Here is a 21,184-nt window from a genome sequence, read left to right on the forward strand (position 1 = left end):
GCGGGCCGGCTCAGTTCACGTGGTCCCGCCGGTCACTGCACTCCGCGCACATCACCCGGTAGAGCCGCGCCGCCTGCTCCCGGCGCAGGGGACCGTCGGCCGGATCGAGCGCCAGGGCACGGTACACGCTCCGCACCGCCACCCTCACTTCCGGAGGCGCACGGTGCAGAAGGTCCGCCACCTCGCCGTCGGACAGACCCGCGGCGTGCAGCGCCCACACGTCCCGGTAATGCCCGGCGACGCGGTGCGTGAGGGGCAGCCGGTCCGTGACCCAGACGGACGTGGTGGAGGGATCGGTACGGGGCGCGGGCATTCGGGAGCCTCCATGGCAGTGAGGTGGGGTGCCGATGCCCGGAGTGTGCCATCCCGACCGTGATCGGGGCGTGATCGCCGGGGCTGCCGGCGTTCCCGTGCGGACGGCATGGCCGGATAGCAGGCCGGCGCCGGCAGCGGGACCAATTTCCGCGTGCTTATCGTCACTCTCCTTGTGGTAAGTAGAGCGCCTTCGGGTGCTTACTTCCGCCCGGTGGGTGATGGTCCTACAGTGGGCAGCATGAACCTGACGGGCAACACCATCCTGATCACCGGCGGCAACTCGGGCATCGGCCAGGGCCTTGCGGCGGCGTTCCACGCGCTGGGCAACCGCGTGATCATCACCGGGCGGCGGCAGGACACGCTGGACGCGACCGTCGCGGCACATCCCGGAATGACGGCCGTGGTGCTCGACGTGGCCGACGCGGACGCCGTCCAGCGCGTCGCCGCGCAGCTGGTCCGCGACCACCCGGACCTGAACGCCGTGATCCACAACGCGGGCATCATGAGCGAGGAGGACGTGAAGGCCGGTGCGGTCGACGCGGCCGAGGCGCACGTTGCCACGAACCTGCTCGGCCCGATCCGCCTGAACGCGGCGCTGCTGCCGCACCTGCTGGCCCAGCCCCGCGCGACGGTCATGACGGTCACGTCCGGCCTGGCCTTCGTGCCGCTGGCCCTGAACCCCACGTACAGCGCCACCAAGGCCGCCATCCACTCGTACACGCAGTCGCTGCGCTACCAGCTGGCCGACACGGCCGTGCAGGTCATCGAACTGGCGCCGCCGTATGTCCGCACCGGCTTGCAGGGCGAGCGGCAGGCGACCGACCCGAACGCCATGCCGCTGGACGAGTTCGTCGCGGAAGTCATGCAGATCCTGCAGGACCAGCCGGACGTGACCGAGGTGCTCGTGCAGCGTGTGCATGCCCAGCGCTACGCGGAACGCAGCGGCCAGTACGACGCGTTCTTCCAGCGCATGAACGACATGCTGCGGGCCGCCCGGCACGGCTGAGGCTCCCTGAGGGCCGGCCGCACCCACGCGCGGTGCGCTGCGTCACCAGCGGCACCCACCACCATTTCGGCTCAAGTTGTCCGACATTCAGGGCGAGAGGTAAAGACGGGATGACAGCGGGCTAACGCCTGTCCTGTCGAACGAGCGGTGCCCACTAAGAAATTGCGCTTCGACGAGAGCCGATCCATGGCCCCGCCCATCCGATCACGGCACCCCGGGGGCCCAATCTAGGCAGCCGCCGGGCGCCGGAGGTCATCCATCGGGTGGATGTGGGCGACCTCACAGACTGGAATCCTAAGTGAGTGAACACTCACTTACATGGCGCGGCCCCGGCAGATCACCGACGAACAGATCGTGAACGCAGCGCGCGACGCCTTTCTGGAGCAGGGGTTCGGCGCGACCACGGCCGAGATCGCGCGGCGGGCGGGAGTGTCGGAGGGCACGCTGTTCAAGCGCTATGCCCGCAAGGAGGAACTGTTCGAGGCGGCGGTGGGGCTGCGCGAGTACGGCCGGTGGCGGGACGATCTCGTCGGGCGGGCCGGACAGGGCGACGTGCGGCGCAACCTGGAGGACGCCGCGCTGGCCTTCCTGACGGAGTCGAGTTCGGTGGTGCCGCGGCTGATGGCGGTGTTCTCACGCGGGCACGATCCCAGCCACAACCCGCTGCTGGGCCGGCTCGACGATCCGGTGCGGCGCGACGCGGAGGCCCTGGCGGCGTACCTGCGCGCAGAGACGGCGCTGGGCCGCCTGCGCCCGCTGGACGTGGACGTCACTGCCCTGACGGTGATGGGCGCGCTGACACACTATGTCCACCGGGAGCACATGATGCCGCCGCAGGGCCGCGAGGCGATCGATGCCGGGCGGCTGGTGCGCGGCCTGTTCGACGTGTTGTGGCCGGGCCTGTCGCCGTGAGCTGCGGCGCCGAAGTAAGTAAGTGATCACTCGATTATTCGACGTCCGACATTCGCGCGCTGCTGGCCGCTCCACCCGAGGTACTGCAATGCTCCATTCCGTCCGTTTCACGCACGTCCTGCTGCTGACCGCCCTGCTGGTGGGCGGGGCGACAGCCCAGACGACCGCGCCGCCCCCGTCCGCCAGCGCGCCCGCCGGGGCCGACAGTCCGTCCACGGTGCTCACGGCGCTGCGCTCGGCGCCCGACTGGCGCTCGGCTGACCTGACGTACCGCGCCGCGCAGCTGACACTGGACAGCGCCCGCACCCGCGCGGGCCTGAGCGTCAGCGCCGGCGCGACCGGCAGCCTGACGAAGATCCCGTGGGACACCGGGACGTGGAACGGCGCGGCCACGGTCACCCTCAGCGCCGGGTGGAGCGTGCTGCCGTGGTCTGCCGCACAGGAGGGCGTGCGCAGCGCGCAGCGCGCCCTGGACAGCGCGGCGGTCACGCTGCGTACCGCCCGCGCCACCCTGACGGTGCAGGCGCTCCAGGCCTACGCGGCGGCCCGCAGCGCGGCGGCCCAGCAGGACCTCACGGCCGCCCAGGTGGCGCTGGCGACCCGTCAGCTCGTGGTGGCGCAGGACCGCCGCGCGCAGGGCGTGATCGCCGCCGAGGGTGAACTCGCCGCGCAGGCCGCGCTGGAACAGGCGCAGGTGGCCCAGACCCGCGCGGCGCACGCGGCGGCGCAGGCGGCCCGGTCGCTGGCCCGGCTGCTGGGCCGCCCGGTCACGCTGCCCACGACCTCCGCCGCCTACGCCGCGCTGCCCACCGTGTCCATCACCGGCACGCTGGACGAGCGGATCGCCCGCGCGCTGCGGAGCCGGCCCGAGGTGGCCCGCGCCCGCGCCGCGCTGGAGGACGCGCGGGCCGGCGTGCAGGCTGCACAGCTCGACGCCTCGCTGCCGGACGTAACGGCCAGCGCGGTCTACGGGCAGCTGTCGGATGCGCAGGGCAACCCCGGCAAGACCGTGAGCGGCAGCGTGAACCTGAAGGCTGGCACCGTAGGCGTTCAGGCCAGCGTGCCCGTCCGCGACACCAGCGCGGTTCCCAGCGGCCTGTCCCTGTCACTGAACGCCACGATTCCGCTGCTGGGCAGCGCCGCCGGCACCGTCCTGCAGCAGGCGCAACTGGGGCTGGCACAGGCGCAGCTCGCCCTGGACAGCGCGTCACAGGCCGTGGACCTCGACGTCCGGACCCGTTCCGAGGCGCTGGAGGACGAGCAGGCCGCCCTGACGGCGGCCCAGACCGCCCGCGCGCAGGCCCAGGCGGCGCTGGACTCCACCCGCGCCCGCGTGGACGCCGGACTTGCCACCACGCTCGAGCTGGGCCAGGCCGACCTGGCCCTGCAACAGGCCGCGCAGGCCCTGGCCGCCCAGCAGGACGCCGTCACGCTCGCCGCGCTGCAACTCGCGCTCGCCACGACCGACCTCGACTCCACGCTCCTGCCCACCGGAGGCACGCCATGATCCGCACCCTGACCCGACCGACCCTGCTGCTCCTGCTCGCCACGGCCACGGGCGCCGCCGCCCAGACGACCCCCGCGCAGGCGACCCCGCTGACGCTGGCGGGCGCGGTCACGCGCGCCCTGGCGAGCGGCGCGGATATCACGACCGCCCGCGCGAACCTCCAGAAGGCCCAGGCGGCGCTGCGCGCGGCGCGCACGGACCCCACCAGCCCCATCACCACCCTCACGCAGGCCGAGCAGGACGCCGCCGCGCAGGCCGCGACGCTGGAGGCCACCAAGTTCAGCGTGACGCAGACGGTGGTCACGCAGTACACCGCGGCCTACGAGACCGCGCAGCGGATCGCGCTGAGCACCGCGCAGGTCGCGCTGGACGACCGGCAGCTGAAGATCGCGCAGGCCCGCCTCGCCGCGCGGGTCGCCACGGCCCTCGACGTGAGCCGCGCGCAGACCACGCTGAACACGGACCGCCAGGACCTCGCGGACGCGCAGGCACAGCAGCCGGTGCTGGAAGCGCAGCTCGCGCGCAGCCTGAACCTACCGGCCGGCACCGACCTGACCCTGAGCGCGCCGCCCGCACCGCCCAAACTGAGTGTGACGCTCGCGGCGCTCCAAGGGGGCCTGGCCACACGCCTGCCCACGCTGGTGCAGGCGGCGAACGGCGCGGCCTTTGCGGCCCTGCAGGTGAAACTCGCAGACAACGACTACACGCCCGCCCGCACGCTGGAGGACGCCCGCACCGCCCTGGCGAACGCACAGCGCAGCGCAGACGACGCCGGGCGCGCGACCCTGACGCAGCTGCGCGACGCCTACCGCGCCGTGCAGGACGCGCAGCAGCGGGTGGGCATCGCGGCCGAGTCGCGGGCGAACGCACAGACCAGCCTGACGAACGCGCAGGCCAAACTGCGCGCGGGCACGGCCGCCGCCGTGGACGTGCAGGCCGCGCAGGTGCAGGCGCAGCAGGCGGCGCTGGGCGTGACCCAGGCACAGGACGGCGTGTGGAAGGCCCTGGCCGCGCTGAGCGCCGCGTCCGGGACGGACGTGACGGGGCTCGTGAAATGAGGACGCCCCGTCCGCTGGTGGCCGGCGTGCTGCTCGTGGGCGCCCTGCTCGCGGGCTGCGCGCCGCGCGGGAAGGAGGCGGCCGCAGCGAACAACCTCGACGCCGCACCCGCCAAGACCACCACGCTGGAGGTCGCCGCCGTGACCGGCCAGATGGGCACGCTGGGCGTACAGCGCAGCGTCGCCGCGACCATCGAGGCGCAGCGGGACTCGCAGGTCGCCGCCAAGACCGGCAGCACGGTGCAGGCCGTGCCGGTGGACGAGGGCGAGCGCGTCAGCGCCGGGCAGGTCGTGGTGCAGCTCGACGACACGCAGGCCCGCCAGGCCCTGCAGAACGCGCGGCTGCAACTCCAGCAGGCGCAGATCACGCTGGACCAGACGCGCACGACCACCGGGCAGGCCACCTCGGCGCTCCAGGCGTCCGTGACGTCGGCGCAGGCGGCGCTGGCCCAGGCGCAGAGCGGCGCGCGCAGCGCCGAGTCGCTGTATGCGCTGGGCGGCATCAGCCTCGCGGACGTGCAGGCGGCCCGCGCGCAGCTCGCTCAGGCGCAGAGCACGCTGGCACAGGCCCGCAACTCCCTGGCCCAGAACGGCCGCAGCGCGCAGGGCAGCGTGCCGCTCCAGCAGGCGAACCTCCAGACCGCGCAGGCGGCCGTGTCGCAGGCCGAGGAGAACCTCGCCCGCACCGCCGTGCGCGCCCCCTTTGCGGGCACCGTCGCGTCCGTCGCAGTGCAGGTCGGCGAGTTCGCCGCACAGGGCTCGGCCGTGTTCCGGCTGGTCGATCCCGGGTCCATCCGAGCGACCTTCAGCGTGCCCAGCGGGGACGCCGCGGCGCTGCAGGACGGCGCCCGCGTGAACCTGGGCTACGGCGGCGTGAACTACGTGGCGGTGGTGACGGGCTCGCCGGGCATTGCGGGCAGCAACCGCCTGGTGCCGATCACGGCGCGCGTGCAGGGCGGCGAAGCCCTGCCGGTGGGCGCGGCCGCGCAGGTGCGCTACCGCACCACCCTGGGCCGCGGCGTGCTGCTCCCCAGCGGCGCGGTGCAGGTCGAGGGCGGGCAGAACACCGTGTATGTCGTTACGGCAGGCCGGGCGGTGCAGACGCCGGTCACCGTGATCGCCGAGAGCGGCGGGCGGGTGGCCGTGAGCGGAATCGAAGCGGGCGCGCGCGTGATCACGCCGGTGCCGGCCAGCCTTCAGGACGGCGCGGCGGTGAAGGTCGCGGCGGCGGGCACACCATGAGCACGCACGACACCGAGGAATTCCGCTCGCACCCCGGCGCGACCCTGCCGGACGGCACGCCGGAACCGGCCGTCCATCCGCTGGTGCGCTTCAGCGTGCGCAATTACGTGTTCTCCATCGGGATCTTCGTGATGCTGGTGCTGGCCGGGCTGGTCACGACCTTCCGGCTGGGCGTGGAACTCCTGCCGAACTTCGAGGTGCCGGTGCTGGCCGTCAGCACCGCGTACCCCGGCGCGAACCCGGATCAGGTGGACCGCGAGGTCAGCCGCAAGATCGAGGACGCCGTGAGCACGCTGGCCGGGGTGACCGACATCAACACCACGTCGGTCAGCAACCAGTCGGCGGTCGTGATCACATTTAATGACGGCACCGACGTGGACTCGGCGGCGAACTCGGTGTCGCAGGCGGTCGCCGCGATCCGTGGGGCGCTGCCGGACGGGAGCGAGGCGCCGGTCGTGCAGAAGTTCGACCCGAACGCCACCCCGATCCTGACGCTGGCCCTGCTGGGCGCCGGCGCGCCGCCGGACGAGGTGACCACCTACGCCGAGGACGTGCTGGTGCCGCGCCTGGAGCGCGTGGACGGCGTGGCGGACGTCAGCGTGAGCGGCGGCCCGGCCCGCAAGGTGCAGGTGCTGCTCGATCCGTCGCGGCTCCAGGCGTACAACCTGACCCCGGCGCGGATCACGCAGGCGATCGGCGCGAGCGCGCTGGACCTGCCGGCCGGCACGGTCGCGCAGGGCGGCGTGCAGACGCAGTTCTCGACCCGCAACACGCCCCGCAGCGCGGCGGACGTCGCGCGGATCACGGTGGACACCCAGACGGGCGTGCAGGTCTCGGACGTGGCCAGCGTGCGCGACGGCGCGGCCGAGGCGACCAGCCTGGCGCGCGTGAACGGGCAGCCGGCGGTGCTGCTGAGCGTCCGCAAGGGCAGCGGCACGAACTCGGTGCGGGTCACGGACGCCGTGCGCGAGGCCATGCAGGCCCAGCCGCTCCCGAAGGGCTACTCGATCACCCTGGCGAGCGACACCACCCGCGAGACGCGCGCGACCGTCAAGGACACCTTCAAGGAGTTCCTGATCGCCATCGCGGCGGTGGGCGTGATCGTGCTGCTGTTCCTGGGCCGCCTGGACACGGTGTTCGCGGTGATCCTGGCGATCCCGATCTCGATCAGCGCCGCGCCGCTGCTGTTCGGCGTCACGGGCTTCACCTTCAACATCATCTCGCTGCTGGCGATCATCGTGGCGATCGGCATCGTGGTGGACGACTCGATCGTGGTCGCGGAGAACGTGCAGCGCTACCGCGCGCTGGGCTACTCGCGGCTGCGCAGCGTGCTGCTGGGCGGCAGCGAGGTCTTCTCGGCTGTGACCGCCGCGAGCTTCTCGCTGCTGGCCGTGCTGATTCCGCTCAGCCTGATGCCGGGCATCCTGGGCCAGTTCTTCAGCCAGTTCGGGCTGGGCATCGCGGCGGCCATCGTGCTGTCGTGGCTGGAGAGCCTGCTGTTCCTGACGGTGCGCATGGCGTACACCCGTGACCTGGAGCCCGTCACGTGGGCAGACGTCCCGCGCGTGATCCGGCGCTTCCCGGCGCTGCTGCGGGGCGCCCTGGTGGGCGTGAAGACGGTGAAGGGCGTGGCGTGGCTGGCCGCGACCGGCGCGCTGGTCAGCGTGCTCCTCACGCGCGTGCCGCTGCCGGTGCCCGTCGCCGTCCTGATCGCGGTGGTCACGGCGCCGCTGGTGCTGGCCGCCCTGCGCTACGTCATCACCAGCGTGGTCGCGGTGCTGGAGGCGGTCACGGACACGCTGCACGGCATCACCAACCGGGCCGTGCAGGCGGTCGCGCGGGCCTACGCCCGGGGGCTGAGCCGCGCCCTGGCCCGCCCGTGGGCCGTGATGGTCGTGGCGCTGGCGTTCCTGCTGAGCGCGCCGCTCGCGCTGCGCGGTGTGGGCTTCGCGTTCACGCCCAAGAGCGACAGCGGGATCGTGACAGTGGACCTGAGCCTACCGGTGGGCACGGATCTGGACGCCACCAACCGCCTGACCCGCCGCCTGGAGGACGCGCTGCTCGCCAGGCCCGAGGTGCGCCTGCTGGAGACCAGCGTCGGCGCGAGCGGGCAGATCGGCGGCGCCAACGCCAACGAGAGCGGCCTGACCGCCACCCTGGTGAACAAAGGCGAGCGGGCGCCCATTGATGAGCTGATCGCGGAGTACACCCGCGACCTCACGCCACTGGTGGCTGGCGTGCCCGGCGCGGAGCTGCGGGTGGGCACGCAGCAGCAGGGCCCGGCCGGCAACTCGGACATCTCGCTGGCGCTGGCCGCGCCGAACCAGGCGGTGCTGCTGGAACGCAACCGCCAGATCGTGCAGCTGCTGTCGCGCGACCCGAAGCTGCGGACCGTGGAGAGCAGCCTGAGCGCCACCCGGCAGGAACGCACCTTCGTGCCGGACGCCACGAAACTCGCCGGCACCGGCCTGAGCGCCAACGACGTGGCCCAGGCGCTGCGCACCTACAACGACGGCACCACCGCAGGCAGCGTGCGCGACGGCGACCGCAGCATCGACATCGTGGTCCGGCTTGACCCCTCGCGCATCGCGGACGAGCAGAGCCTGCTGTCGCAGACGGTGTACTCGCCGGCGCTGAACGCCAACCTCAGCCTGGGGCAGCTCGGCAGTTTCAGCGTGTCGCAGGCGCCGGCCACCCTGACCCGCCTGAACAAGGCCTACACCGCCACCCTGAACATCAACGTGGTCAGGGGCGGCCCCAACGCCTTCGCGTACCAGCGCGAACTGATCCAGCGCGTGCAGGACGCCGGGCTGCTCCAGGGCGGCGTGACCCTGGGCAACGCCAGCGCCTTTGGCAGCGCCGGCCTGACCAGCGACCTGGTGTTCTACGGCCCGGTGCTGATGGTGGTCGCGGTGCTGCTCACGTACCTGGTGCTGGGCAGCCAGTTCAACTCGTTCCGCTACCCCATCTACCTCCTGCTGCCCATTCCGCTCGCGATCGTGGGCGCGCTGTGGACGCTGCACCTGTTCGGCGTGAACCTCGACGTGATCACCGTGCTCGGCATGGTGATCCTGCTGGGCCTGTCCACCAAGAACTCGATCCTGTACCTGGAGTTCGTGACCGAGCGCGCCCGCACGCTGCCGCTGCGTGAGGCGCTGCTGGAGGCGGCCGAGCTGCGCTTCCGCCCGATCCTGATGACCACCCTGACGGTGCTGGTGATCTCGATTCCGCTGATCCTGGGGCAGGGCGACGGCGCGGAGTTCCGGCGGGGCCTGGGCATCGTGATCCTGGGCGGCGTGATCACCTCCACCCTGCTGACCTTCTTCGTGGTGCCCAGCGTGTTCTGGCAGTTCGAGCGCCGGCGCGTGAAGCCCGAGCCGCAGCCCCCCGCGCCGGCGGGCACGCTCGCGCCGGGCGACTGACCGCCGCCGGCTTCCTCGGCCCCGACTCTGGGAAGGTCACCCCTCCGGATCGGGGGCGAGTGCTGTGGGCGACCGGGGCGCATCCGCATTCCGGCCTATTCCGCAACACTCCAATCCCTGATACAGTTCCACACCGAAAATACTTTCATACTTGAGGGTATTGAGGAGGTGGAAGTAACCCGACCATGACGACCCCCGCTCCCCCTGCCCCGGACGCTGCCACCGTCGCCGCCCAGCGCCTGGGCCGTCAGATGAAGCAGCTGCACCGCTACGTGTCCAGCCACATGATGAAGGCCATGCAGGACCAGCTCCAGGGCGACGACCTGAGCTTCAGCCAGGTGACCGCGCTGCACCAGCTGCGCGCCCACGCCGCCCTCAGCATCGGCGGCCTGGCCGACCTGACCGGCCTGAGCCTGCCCGCCGCCAGCCACCTGACCGACCGCCTGGTGCAGCGCGGCCTGGCCGAGCGCCGCGAGAACCCGGACGACCGCCGCGCCAAGACCCTGGCCCTGACGCCCGCCGGCCACACCTTCCTGGACGACATGGACCGCCGCATCAACGAGACGTACCAGCAGGTCTTCGCGCGGGTCGGCCACGCCCTGATCGAGGCCGCCGCCGACAACCTCGAGGCCGTGCTGACCGAGCTGCGCGCCCAGGACCCCGCTCCGCCACCCGGCTGCCTCGCCGCCCCCACGCTCCCCCCGGAGGAGACCGCATGACCCAGTCCGCTTCCCAGGTGGCCCCCGAGGGCCGCATCAACTACGCCGAGGTGCTGGACTTCCCCACCAAGCGGATCATCCTGATCGGCACGCTGCTGGGCCTGTTCCTCGCGGCGCTCGACCAGACCATCGTCAGCACGGCCCTGCCGCGCATCACCCGCGACCTCGACGGCCTGTCGCTGTACTCGTGGGTCACGACCGCGTACCTGCTCGCCAGCACGTCCATGGTGCCGATCTACGGCAAGCTCTCGGACATCTACGGCCGCAAACCGGTGCTGCTGTTCGGCATCGTGGTGTTCCTGCTGGGCTCCGCGCTGTGCGGCATGGCCGGCGAGCCCTTCCTGAACGGTCTGTTTGGCAGCGGCATGATGCAGCTCGTGGTGTTCCGCGGCCTCCAGGGCTTCGGCGCCGCAGCGCTGACCAGCGTGGCGTTCGCGATCATCGCGGACATCTTCGCGCCGGCCGAACGCGGCCGCTACCAGGGGCTGTTCGGCGCGGTCTTCGGTCTGAGCAGCGTGATCGGGCCGCTGCTGGGCGGCTTCCTGACCGACCACGTGTCGTGGCGCTGGGTGTTCTACGTGAATCTGCCCATCGGCCTGGTCGCGCTGGCATTCATCTTCTCGAAGATGCCCCGGCTGGCCAGCGGCCTGAAGCCCAAGATCGACTACCTGGGCGCGCTGCTGATCATCGTGTTCAGCGTGCCGCTGCTGCTCGCCCTGACCTTCGGTGCGGACGGCAACTACAGCTGGACGAGCCCCACCGTGCTGGGCCTGTTCGCCCTGAGCGCCGTGGCCCTGGGCCTGTTCATCTTCGAGGAGTCCCGCCACGAGAGCCCCATCCTGCCCCTGACGCTGTTCCGCAATCCCACGTTCGCGTGGGGCGTGCTGGCGCGCTTCTTCATCGGCGCGGCGTTCCTGGGCGCCATCCTGTTCCTGAGCCTGTACCTCGTGAACGTGCAGGGCGTGTCGGCCACCAAGGCGGGCACCGCCACCATCCCGCTCACGCTGGGCCTGATCGTCGGCGCGATCGGCAGCGGGCAGCTCGCGTCGCGCCTCGGGTACTACAAGATCATGATCCTGGTCGGCCTGTGCCTGATGATGGGCGGCTTCGGCCTGCTGAGCACCCTGAATGCCGACACGCCCTACGCGCAGGTCGTGCTGTTCATGGTCGTGCTGGGTCTGGGTCTGGGGCCGGCCCTGCCGCTGTTCAACCTCGCCATCCAGAACGCCGTGAAGCCGTGGGAGATCGGCGTGGCCACCAGCAGCGGACAGTTCTTCCAGCAGTTCGGCAGCGTGATCGGCACCGCCGTCTTCGGCGCGATCCTCACCGCCATGCTGCCCTCGCAGATCAACACGCAGCTCGCGCCCGTCAAGGCCGACGCCTCGCCCGCCACGCGCACGCAGCTCGACCAGCTCAGCAGCGCCGGCAGCGGTAGCCGTAGCCCCCAGGCCACCTTCGACGTCGCCGCCGTGAAGGCCAGTTCCGCCGCCGGCATCACCAAGGGCTTTGACGGCGCGCTCGCGGCCGTGACGGGCGCCGTGAACTCCGGCAGCATCGCGGCCATCCAGGGCGTCGCGGCCAGCCCGCAGATTCCGGCAGAACTCGCCACGCAGCTCAAGAACATTCCCGCGCAGGCGCTCAGTACGCCTGAGGGCCGCGCCGGGGTGCTGTCGGGCATCACGAAGGGCCTGGACAGCGCGAAGGCCCAGACGATCAGCGAGACGAACTCGACGCTCGACAAGGTCGCCCGCGCCATCAAGGTCGCGTTCGCCACTACCATCAGCCGCATCTACCTCGTTAGCATCGGCGTGGCGCTGCTGGCGCTGCTCGCGGCCCTGCCCATGCCGAACCTGCGCCTGCCCCGCAAGGGCGAGCACCCCGACGGCGAGCCCGGCGGCCTGGCGGCCCTGGAAGGCTGAGCCCTCCCGCTTCTCCCGAGAAAGCAGAAAGCGCGGCCCGGACGCACTGTCCGGGCCGCGTTCCCGTGTGCGCGGGACGGGGCATGCATCATCGTGCGGTCGCGTCGGGTGGCCTAGACTCCGGGAGATGAAGGCCCGCCGCACTGCCACGCCGCCCCCATACCGCTGGGTGCTGGCGCTGCTGACGGTTCTGGCGTCCTTCGCGTTCCTGGCGCGGCAGCCGGAACCGGGAACGCCGACCGGCACCGGGCTGACCCGCATGGCCGCGATGCCGGACATGCCGGCCGACCACGCCGAGCGTGCGGCGACGCCCTGCCCGCACAGCGGTTCCTCCACGACGGCCGAGACCACCTCCCCCACCACCCGGGAGGACGCCCGCGGACACGCGGTCCCCCTGACCACCGCCGCACCGAACGCACCCCCGACCGCGCACGACCACAGCGCCCACTGTCCGTTCTGCTTCACGGCCGCCTTCGCGCTGTTGGCCGTGGGGGTCGCGCTGCCCGCGGCGGCCACAGCCCGCACGGTGCGGGGCGACCCGGCGTACACGCATCCCGCGCTGCTGGTGCTGGGGCTCGCGCAGGCGCGGGCTCCGCCGCTGGACTGAGCTCGGCCACTCGCGGCCCCACGCAACGCTGTTCCCGCGTCACGCCACGCATGGTCGGGGGTTTCCGTTCCACATGGCCGTCTGGCGAAGCGCCGGGCTGTGTTCCCTCAACCCATCCAGCCAGGAGATCCATGATTCCGTTCAAACCGCTGCTCGCCCTGTTTGCCGCCGCCCTCATCAGCGTCGCGGCCGCGCACGCCACCGTCCGCACCGAGGCCGGCACGGCCGAGTCCGCCGCCGGGAAGTCCGAGACGTACCGCCTGAACGTCCCCACCGAGAAGGACGTCGCCACCACCGAGATCCGCGTGGTGGTCCCGGCGGGCGTCGCCGTCAGCCGGTTCCAGGTCACGCCCGGCTTCACCCGCACCGTCACCCGCAACGCCGACGGCCTCGTGACCGAGGTGGTGTGGAAGGGCAGCGTGGCGCCCATGGAGTATGTCCGCTTCTTCTTCCAGGCCACCAACCCAGCTATGCCCGGCGAACTCGTGTGGAAGGTCTACCAGACCTACGAGGACGGCACGGTCGTCGCGTGGGACGACACCGATCCCGCCAAGACCCCGGCGTCGCACACCACCGTCAAGTAAGCACCCGGGCCGGGCGGCGACCCGTTCGCCCGGCCCCCGGAGGTTCCCATGAAATCGATCCTGTCCCTGCTGAGCGCCCTGCTGCTCTCGACGGCCCTGGCGCACACGGAAGTGACCGCCATGACGCCCACCGCGAACGCCACCGTCAGCGCTCCAAAAATGGTGACCCTGACCCTGAGCGAACCCGTGAACCTGCGCTTCTGCACCTTCCGTGTGATGGCCGTTCCGGCCGGCAAGACGGCCGCGCAGGCGTCCGAACTGGCGCTCACCGCGAAGGCTGGTGCCGCCGGACTGGTGAACCTGCCGGCGCGCTCCACCGGCATGGCCGCCACGGTCCGCATTCCCCTCAAGGCGACCGTGGCGCCCGGCCAGTACGTGGTGGCGTGGAAACTGCTGTCCGACGACGGGCACCCCGTCACCGGCTTCAACGCCTTCACCGTGAAGTAGCGCCGTGACCGCGATCCTCACGGCGCTGGGCTACGCGGGACTGACCCTGCTGCTGGGCAGCGCCCTGGCCCGCCGCTGGCTCACGCCGGGCCGGCCGGGCGTGGGGCCGGGTTTTGCCGGGCTGGCCCTGCTGCTGCTCGCGTGGGGCGGGCAGGTGGCCGTCACGCTGTCCACCCTGGGCATGACTGGCATGGCTGACGTGCTCGACTACGTCACGACCACGGCGACCGGGCGGGCCATGCTGACCGGGCTGCTGGGCGCCACCCTGCTGCTGGCGGTGGAGGTGGCCGCGTGGCCCGCCCTGCTGGCCGCCGGGATGGCGGGCGTGACGCTGTGGGGCGTGGCGGGCATCGGGCACGGCGAGGGCCACGGCGCGTGGGTCCGCGCCCTGCACGCCGTCCACGCCGGGGCGATGACCGTGTGGCTGGGCGGCGTCCTGGCACTGACCACCGCCCGGCGGCTCCCACCGGATCTCGCGCGCCGCTTCACGCCCGCCGCGCTGGGCAGCGTGATCACGCTGGCAGTCACCGGCCTGCTGATGGCCACCGAGCACCTCACGGCCCTGCGTGAGTGGGTGGACACGCCCTACGGCCGGGCGCTGCTGCTGAAACTGGCGCTGGTCGCCGCGGCCCTGCTGGCGGCGATCCTGGTACGCCACGCCTTCGCCCGGCAGGCGTGGGTACGGCTCGCCCTGTCCCGCGAGGCGCTGGTGCTCGCGGCGGTGCTGGGTGTCACGGGCGTCCTGAGCACAACCGCGCCGCCCGGCGGGCACAGCGAGCACGCTCACGGCAGCGCCTCGGTCACGGTCTCGAAGAGCCGCTCCGTCCCGCGGTGCGCCGATCCGGAGACGCGGCCACACAGAGGCACCGACGCACCGTGCGTCGTGTTGGACCTCAAGCCCCAGGATGCGGCGGGGACACCCCTCCCAGCCGGCGAGCGCGCGCCCACCGGGCGCCTGTAAATCATCGACCTCCTCCCCAGAGGGTTCCTGCCGGCCGTCAGCGCGGCGGCTCCATTCGCGCAGGCCGTACTCCACATCAGGAAGCGCACCCGCGAGTTGTAGTCTGTGACGCTGCACTTCGTCACGACTGGCATCAATAGCCGACCGACCATGAACACGCGCCTCGCCGCAATGGATGCCTTCGAATAGTCATTGACGTGATCCCCGGCCCATGCCCCCCTCTGTGTGGACGGAGCGGGCACGAGCGCCCCTATACTGGCGCGCGTGACGGACGCCCCCGCGCGGCATGCCGCCCTTCCCCGCTGGGTACCGTGGCTCCTCGCGCTCGTTCCAGTCGTGCCGCCGCTGTACCTCGCCGCGCTGGGGGCGCTGGGCGAGTTGCGGCGCCTGCCGCTCACTGCCCGGCGGGTGCTGTTCGTGTTCGCGGCCTGTCAGCTGGTCGCGGCGCTGTTCACGCCACAGCCGCTGCTGTCGGTCGCGCTGGCCGGTGCACGCACGCTGCTGATCCTGGCGATGATCGCCGCCGGCGCGTATCTGCGTGACAGCCGCGCCCTGCGCCCCCTGCTGTGGGGCCAGCTTGTGATCTTTGCCACCGCGTGGCTCTACACGCTGGCCACCCAGGGCTTCGCCGGCGTGCAGGAGCGGCTCGGCCACCCGTACTACTACGTGGTCTCGCTGGGCCTCGTGGCCGTGGTGGCCCTGTGGTTCGTCGTCTTCTGGCGTGGCGGCGGCTGGTGGCGCTGGCCGACCGGCGCGCTGGCCGTGGTGACGCTGCTCGCGGCCGGCAGCCGCGGCCCGATCATCGCGCTCGTCGCCGGCACGCTCGCGGCGTTTGCGTTCCAGCGGGAGCGCCGGCGGGCGTGGGTCCTCCTGCCCGCCGGTGTGCTCGTGGTGCTGGCCGCCGCGACCAGCAGCGCGCACCTGCCATTCAAGCCCCTGAACCGCCTGCTGAATGACCAGACGAGCGGCCGGGAGTACGTGTGGCAGGACGCCATCGAGGGCTGGAAGACCTCACCACTTGGCGGCGTCGGCCCCTACCAGGGCGGACCGTACCTCACCTACCTGTTTAAAGACGGCTGCCAGCTCACGCCCACCCTGGAACGCAACGACATCGGCTGCCCTGCCGCCCTGACCCGCTGGTCGAGCGTGTGGCTGATCGCGCACAACGCGTGGCTGCACTGGCTGCTCGAAAGCGGCGTGATCGGTGTGGCTGGCCTGCTGGCCGTGATGAGCTACGCCCTGTGGCTGGCCACGCGGCAGGGCGATCCCCTGACCCTAGCCATCCTGTACGGCTTCACCGCAATGAACGTGGTGGACGTCGTAATCGCGCTGCCGAGCCAGCATTTTGCCGAGCTGTGGTGGGCGCTGGTGGGCGTGGTGCTCGTGAATTCGGCTCCTGCACCGAACGCCACGCCGGGCTGACCGCACTCACCGGACATTGAGAAACCGCAACCGGAGGCGCTCACCCTCACGGCAGTAAAAGCGCGTGCCCTTCTGGCGGCCGGCTTAGGCCGAGTCGGAGGCGGTCCAGAGGGCACACAGGGCCTGCCAGCGCTCCGTGTTCAGCGAGACGTCCGCCGGCAGAACCACGCCCGCCTGCGCCCGGAGACCGCTCTTCACGTCGGGTCGGCGGCGCCGCGCCAGCTCATAGACGCTTTTTCGACCGGTGCCCACGTGCAGAACAGGCTCCTGGATGACGCGGGCATGGCGAATGACATCCGCCAGCAGGGGCGCCAGCACGTCCACGTAGTCCTGGCTGGTGTACATGTCGGTGAAGGCGACCGGGTACGCGAAATCGCGCGGACGGAAACTGGTGCGAATGATCAGATGCTCCCGCGCCGAGCGTGCGGCTTCCTCGGCGACGAGTTTCGTCAGGGCGTAGTGGTTCGCGACTGGGCCGGGGGTGTCGCCCTCCCTGTAGCCGCCCATCTCGCCGCTGAAGACGTAGTCGGTGCTGATGTGCACCAGTTTGGCGTTCACGGCCGTGGTCGCCGCCGCCACGTGCCGGGTGCCGCTGACGTTCACGGCCCAGCACGCCGCGCGCTCGGTCTCGGCGCGGGTCACGTCGGTGTAGGCGGCGGCATGCACGATCACCTCCGGCGTCACCTCGCGGACGACCGACAGCACCTGCGCGGCTTCAGTGACGTCCAGTTCCTGCGAGGTCGGGGCCACCACCTCCGGCATCAGCCGGCGCAGCTCACGGCCGAGCCGACCGCTGCCGCCAGTCAGCAGGACAGTCACCCCCGGTCCTCCATCCACAGGTCATCACCGAAGTAGTTCCAGGGCAGGCGGCCCTCGTCGGGATCCGCAGCGTCGAACTGCGCGTCAGCGGCGTACAGCAGGGTGGCCCCTGCGCTCCCGGCCCGGTACCCGTGGGCGACCCCGCTGGGAATATGCAGGAGGCTGGGCTGTTCGGCGCTGAGCAGGAAGGGGCGCCTCGAGCCCACGGTCGGGCTGTCGGCGCGGCAGTCGACGAGCCACACGCCCAGCTGGCCGCTCAGCACGCACCACAGTTCATTCTGTGGCCGCAGGTGGATATGAAAGGCATTCAACCGGCCCGGTGCCGCCCACGACACGCTCAGTTGCCGGGTATGCATGGTGGTGGGAAGGTCCTGCCCCTCCCCTCCGGTCAGGCGGAGCACCTCCATGAACGCTCCGTTCTCACCACGGCGCTTGTTCAGGTCCCGCTGCCACACGCCGGCGATACATGGGGCCACCGGATACTTCTGGAACGTCAGGTCACGGGCGTACGCCGCGGCCAGACGCACCGGTCGGTCGCCCGTCACGCGGTTCCGTCCGATTCGGCGCCAAGCCTAAGCAGGTACGCGCCGTACCGGTTGTTAGCGTACGTCCGAGCGAGCGCCAGCAGTTCGGCGGAGGTGATCCACCCCTGACGCCACGCGGTCTCCTCTGGGGACGCTACCTGGATCCCCTGACGGTGCTCGATCGTCCGGATGAAGAGCCCGGCTTCCAGCAGGCTTTCGTGGGTACCGGCGTCGAGCCACGCGAAGCCGCGGCGCATCACCTGGACGTCGAGCAGTTCATCGCGCAGATATGCACGGTTGATGTCGGTGATCTCCAGCTCACCGCGTGCAGAGGGACGGATGGAACGGGCGATCTCCACGACCCGATCATCATAGAAGTACAGGCCCGTCACCGCATAGGTGGAGAGCGGCTTTGGGGGCTTCTCCTCGATGCCCTGGACGCGTCCGCTCGCGTCGAAGCTCACCACCCCGTACCGCTGGGGATCGCTGACTTGATAGGCGAACACCGTCGCCCCCTCACGGCGCCGACTCGCCACGCGCAGCAGTTCAGGCAATGACTCCCCGTAGAACACGTTGTCCCCAAGGACGAGCGCACACGGCCGCCGCTCGAGGAAATCCTCCGCGATCAACAGCGCCTGGGCGATGCCCTCTGGACGAGGCTGGACCGCGTAACAGAAATGCACCCCCCACCGGGAGCCGTCGCCCAGCAGTTGCTCAAAGCGCGGCAGGTCCGCTGGCGTGGAGATGATCAGGATCTCCCGGATGCCGCTGAGCATGAGGGTGGTCAGCGGGTAATAGATCATCGGTTTGTCGTACACCGGCAACAGCTGCTTGCTGACGGCCAGCGTGGCCGGGTACAGGCGCGTGCCGGAGCCGCCTGCCAGGATGATGCCCCGGCGGGCGGGCTCGGGCCCACTCACGGGGGGCCGCCGGACAGGCGATCGGCGTATTGCCGGTCGTAGTACCCGCGGAATTCGCCGCTGCGGATCGGCTCCCACCACCATGCGTTGGCGGCGTACCAGCGCGCAGCCTCGGCCACGGCCTGCCTGGGGTCGTACTGCGGCGCCCATCCCAGGGAACGCAGCTTATCCACGTTCATGGAGTAGCGCCGGTCGTGGCCGGGCCGGTCCGTCACGTGCCGCACCAGGCCGGGGTCGGCCCCCAGGGTGTTCAGCACGATGTCCACCATCTCGAGGTTGGTCATCTCGCGGCCCGTGCCAACGTTGTAGACCTCACCGATCTCGCCGCGCAACAGCACCGCCTCGATTCCGGCGCAGTGGTCGAAAACGTGGGCGTAATCGCGCATCTGGAGACCGTCGCCATAGACCGGGATGGGTTCGCCGAGCAGGACATTGGTACTGAACAGCGGCACCGCCTTCTCTGGGTACTGGTATGGCCCGACGTTGTTCGCGCCACGGGTGATGGTTACGGGCAGGCCGTAGGTGATCGCGTAGGCCTGCACCAGCTGGTCTGCGGCCGCCTTGCTGGCTGCGTACGGACTGCGCGGCGCGAGGGGATCGGTCTCCACGCTCTGATGGCCGTCCGGAATGTGCCCGTAGACCTCGTCGGTGCTGATGTGGTGCAGCCGCAGCCCCAGCTCGCGCGCCACCTCCAGCAGCACGTGTGTGCCGCGCACGTTGGTGTCCGTGAACACCAGCGGCCCCAGGATGCTCTGATCGACGTGCGTCTCCGCCGCAAAGTTGACGATGAGCTGGATGCTGTGCTCTTGACACGTCCGGCGCACCAGCGCCTGGTCCCCGATGTCACCGATGACCAGCGACAGCCTGGCGTCGTCCCACAGGTCGCGCAGGTTCTCGCGCCGTCCGGCGTACGTGAGCTTGTCGTACACGACGACCCGCGCGTCCGCATGCAGGCCGAGCCAGTACCGCACGAAATTGCTGCCGATAAAGCCGCAGCCACCGGTCACGATCATGTTCATTCACGGCCTCCTCACGCGTAAGCATCAGGAAGGATGACATCCACGCGAAACAGCCGTCAGTAAGTGCCGGCCTTCGCTTGGCATTGTCGCGCATGACCATCCTGAGTGCAGCGTGGTCTCTCACCCGTGATCTCTCTACACCGACCAGTCCGGCGGGCAGGCAAGTCCACCGGGTCGCAGGGATGCCGAGGGCTGATGGGAGACCCGGAAGAGCTGGTCGTCCGTGCGCCCGCCTTCTCTATACTGGCGCGCGTGACTGCATCCAACGCGCTGCTGCCCACCGATGTTTCTGGGCCGGTACGGATGGTTGTGGCTGTCGTTCACCTCGTTCAGCCGTTCCACTCCTTTGCCTGTTTTCAGTTTCGACGTCATGCACAGCGTGCTACCGTCGGCAGGCTACGCCCTCCTCAGGGCTCACTCAGCTCCCGCAACAGTGGTACACGAGCTGCCCTTGGGGGCCGATTCTGTTGTAACCAGCCCCTTCGATGCGTAAGTATTGACCCTGGACGCTGCAGCGTGGCAGGGCGCCAGCATGTGAGAGGGGCATCTGTGGTACACCGTGTTCGGTCCCGGAGCAATGGCCGTCATGGCGGGGGAAATCTTGCCGGAGCGGCGGGAATAGAACCTCTTCTGGGCAGCACACTTCTCCGGTTTCCTATCTCCAGCCCTCGTCACACAGGCCAAGTTGGTTGGGTCTGATGGGTGCTGGCAGTCGATCTACAACGATTCCGGACTCCAATGATGTGACTCGCCCCGATTCACCTGAACACTGGTCAGACTCTGATTGGTTCACCGCTGGTAGAAGCTCCGCCCGTATCTGGGGCCGGCATGGCTGATCTCCCACCGCCACCCGCCTCAGTGGCGATCGAGCGGTTTACGGACTTCAGTCCCCGCGAATACTGGGGATGGTGGACCATCGGCACCCGGTCAAGCGCTGGGTTTCAGATCGCCACCGCCGGTCCCTACCAGCTGTCGTACGCCGGATACATGGCGCAGTTCAATCAGCGGCTAACCGTCTCACTGGATGGACGGGAGATTGGTCGATATCGCTACCCGAACAAGGGGGGGGATGCCGCCTTCGGCAACACGGATATCGTGACTTTCACGCCCGGTGAGCACGTGCTGGCGTTTCGCACGAACCTCAGCAGCCGGTCCGGCCCGGTCATGCCGTTCGCTCCAAACGATCCGCGAGACCTCGGCGTCGCTCTGAGGACGCTCGCCGTCTCGCCGATGGGCGGGTCCCTGCCGCACGTCCCACCGTCGGTACAGCTCCTTACCAGCCCGCTGGTCATCACATCCGGGGTGTTTACCGGTGACCCGGCCATCCACTACCGTGCCGCTGGTGCTGACGGCCTGCGCGTGCAGTTCGGCGGCGGAGCCACCCGGCTGACGTATCAGTTGCTCTCCGCACACGACTCGCAGGTCATCGACGTCGCTCTGGACGGACGATTACTTCGGCAGCTGCGTGCCGGCCGGCGCGCCACCGTACTCCGTGGAGACGTCGCGCTGCCCGCGGTCGACAAGTCAAGTCGGACTCACATTCTGACTGTGACCTCGCCCAGCGGTAGAGCGTCGGTGGCTCCCCCGTATCTCCTGGGAACCAGCGCTCTGCGTCAGCAGGACGTGTCGTTCTACGTGGCCGAACTGGATCTGGCACCAAGACGAAGGTCCACCGCGCTAGACAGCATCCTCACGGTGCTGGTGGCGCTCGTCGTCCTACTAGCGCTGTGGTTACTGCTCCGTCCGTATGGACGGCGGCACCCCTAACAGAGCGGCACACCC

The 21,184-nt window shown here is 70.5% G+C and carries 19 protein-coding genes; 14 read left to right on the top strand and 5 right to left on the bottom strand.

The window, feature by feature from the left end:
* Nucleotides 1-10 precede the first annotated feature (10 nt).
* A complete protein-coding gene (locus HNQ07_RS05940) occupies nt 11-313 on the bottom strand; it encodes a hypothetical protein (RefSeq protein ID WP_184110018.1) in 303 nt (100 codons plus the stop codon).
* A 240-nt stretch (nt 314-553) separates the two neighbouring features.
* Between HNQ07_RS05940 and HNQ07_RS05945 the strand changes: the two genes are divergently transcribed.
* The 13 genes from HNQ07_RS05945 to HNQ07_RS06005 all read left to right on the top strand — a co-directional run bounded on the left by HNQ07_RS05945 (nt 554) and on the right by HNQ07_RS06005 (nt 16,120).
* Nucleotides 554-1,321: an SDR family oxidoreductase gene (locus tag HNQ07_RS05945; RefSeq protein ID WP_184110019.1), complete on the top strand. Its 768-nt coding sequence runs from the start codon at nt 554-556 to the stop codon at nt 1,319-1,321.
* A 318-nt stretch (nt 1,322-1,639) separates the two neighbouring features.
* On the top strand, nt 1,640-2,233 hold the full coding sequence (locus HNQ07_RS05950; protein ID WP_184110020.1) for a TetR/AcrR family transcriptional regulator: 594 nt from the start codon (nt 1,640-1,642) through the stop codon (nt 2,231-2,233).
* An 88-nt stretch (nt 2,234-2,321) separates the two neighbouring features.
* Entirely contained in the window at nt 2,322-3,740 is a 1,419-nt protein-coding gene (locus tag HNQ07_RS05955; protein WP_184110021.1) for a TolC family protein, read from the top strand.
* Nucleotides 3,737-4,798 carry a TolC family protein gene (locus tag HNQ07_RS05960; protein WP_184110022.1) on the top strand — a complete coding sequence of 354 codons (1,062 nt, stop codon included), beginning with the start codon at nt 3,737-3,739 and terminating at the stop codon, nt 4,796-4,798. Before HNQ07_RS05955 ends, HNQ07_RS05960 begins: the two co-directional genes overlap by 4 nt.
* Complete coding sequence (locus tag HNQ07_RS05965) at nt 4,795-6,039, top strand: efflux RND transporter periplasmic adaptor subunit (RefSeq protein WP_184110023.1); 1,245 nt, start codon at nt 4,795-4,797, stop codon at nt 6,037-6,039. Before HNQ07_RS05960 ends, HNQ07_RS05965 begins: the two co-directional genes overlap by 4 nt.
* Nucleotides 6,036-9,461 (top strand): efflux RND transporter permease subunit, encoded by a 3,426-nt coding sequence (locus HNQ07_RS05970; protein ID WP_184110024.1) that lies wholly within the window; start codon nt 6,036-6,038, stop codon nt 9,459-9,461. The genes HNQ07_RS05965 and HNQ07_RS05970 overlap by 4 nt, the downstream gene beginning before the upstream one ends.
* A gap of 185 nt (nt 9,462-9,646) precedes the next feature.
* Nucleotides 9,647-10,180, top strand: a complete 534-nt coding sequence (locus HNQ07_RS05975; protein ID WP_184110025.1) for a MarR family winged helix-turn-helix transcriptional regulator — start codon at nt 9,647-9,649, stop codon at nt 10,178-10,180.
* A complete protein-coding gene (locus HNQ07_RS05980) occupies nt 10,177-12,099 on the top strand; it encodes an MDR family MFS transporter (protein WP_184110026.1) in 1,923 nt (640 codons plus the stop codon). Before HNQ07_RS05975 ends, HNQ07_RS05980 begins: the two co-directional genes overlap by 4 nt.
* A 127-nt stretch (nt 12,100-12,226) precedes the next feature.
* On the top strand, nt 12,227-12,706 hold the full coding sequence (locus tag HNQ07_RS05985; protein ID WP_184110027.1) for a hypothetical protein: 480 nt from the start codon (nt 12,227-12,229) through the stop codon (nt 12,704-12,706).
* A 131-nt stretch (nt 12,707-12,837) separates the two neighbouring features.
* Nucleotides 12,838-13,290 carry a DUF1775 domain-containing protein gene (locus tag HNQ07_RS05990; RefSeq protein WP_184110028.1) on the top strand — a complete coding sequence of 151 codons (453 nt, stop codon included), beginning with the start codon at nt 12,838-12,840 and terminating at the stop codon, nt 13,288-13,290.
* Nucleotides 13,291-13,338: 48 nt separating this feature from the next.
* Nucleotides 13,339-13,737, top strand: coding sequence for a copper resistance CopC family protein (locus tag HNQ07_RS05995; RefSeq protein WP_184110029.1), 399 nt, complete (start codon nt 13,339-13,341; stop codon nt 13,735-13,737).
* 4 nt (nt 13,738-13,741) lie between these two features.
* Nucleotides 13,742-14,698 (top strand): CopD family protein, encoded by a 957-nt coding sequence (locus tag HNQ07_RS24345; protein WP_184110030.1) that lies wholly within the window; start codon nt 13,742-13,744, stop codon nt 14,696-14,698.
* A 264-nt stretch (nt 14,699-14,962) separates the two neighbouring features.
* On the top strand, nt 14,963-16,120 hold the full coding sequence (locus HNQ07_RS06005) for an O-antigen ligase family protein (RefSeq protein ID WP_184110031.1): 1,158 nt from the start codon (nt 14,963-14,965) through the stop codon (nt 16,118-16,120).
* A gap of 84 nt (nt 16,121-16,204) precedes the next feature.
* On the opposite strand, the gene HNQ07_RS06010 is transcribed toward HNQ07_RS06005, so the two are convergent.
* The 4 genes from HNQ07_RS06010 to rfbB are packed head-to-tail and all read right to left on the bottom strand — an operon-like array spanning nt 16,205 to nt 19,402.
* The gene (locus HNQ07_RS06010; protein WP_184110032.1) at nt 16,205-16,939 is read right to left on the bottom strand and encodes an SDR family oxidoreductase; all 735 of its coding nucleotides are present in this window, start codon (nt 16,937-16,939) and stop codon (nt 16,205-16,207) included.
* A complete protein-coding gene (locus tag HNQ07_RS06015; RefSeq protein WP_229831853.1) occupies nt 16,936-17,484 on the bottom strand; it encodes a dTDP-4-dehydrorhamnose 3,5-epimerase family protein in 549 nt (182 codons plus the stop codon). Before HNQ07_RS06015 ends, HNQ07_RS06010 begins: the two co-directional genes overlap by 4 nt.
* On the bottom strand, nt 17,481-18,383 hold the full coding sequence (gene rfbA, locus HNQ07_RS06020; RefSeq protein WP_229831852.1) for a glucose-1-phosphate thymidylyltransferase RfbA: 903 nt from the start codon (nt 18,381-18,383) through the stop codon (nt 17,481-17,483). The genes HNQ07_RS06015 and rfbA overlap by 4 nt, the downstream gene beginning before the upstream one ends.
* Nucleotides 18,380-19,402, bottom strand: a complete 1,023-nt coding sequence (rfbB, locus tag HNQ07_RS06025; RefSeq protein ID WP_184110034.1) for a dTDP-glucose 4,6-dehydratase — start codon at nt 19,400-19,402, stop codon at nt 18,380-18,382. Before rfbB ends, rfbA begins: the two co-directional genes overlap by 4 nt.
* An 828-nt stretch (nt 19,403-20,230) precedes the next feature.
* Here rfbB and HNQ07_RS06030 point away from each other — a divergent pair.
* The gene (locus tag HNQ07_RS06030) at nt 20,231-21,169 is read left to right on the top strand and encodes a hypothetical protein (protein ID WP_184110035.1); all 939 of its coding nucleotides are present in this window, start codon (nt 20,231-20,233) and stop codon (nt 21,167-21,169) included.
* Nucleotides 21,170-21,184 lie beyond the last annotated feature (15 nt).

Source organism: Deinococcus metalli, from assembly GCF_014201805.1.
GTDB classification, from domain to species: domain Bacteria; phylum Deinococcota; class Deinococci; order Deinococcales; family Deinococcaceae; genus Deinococcus; species Deinococcus metalli.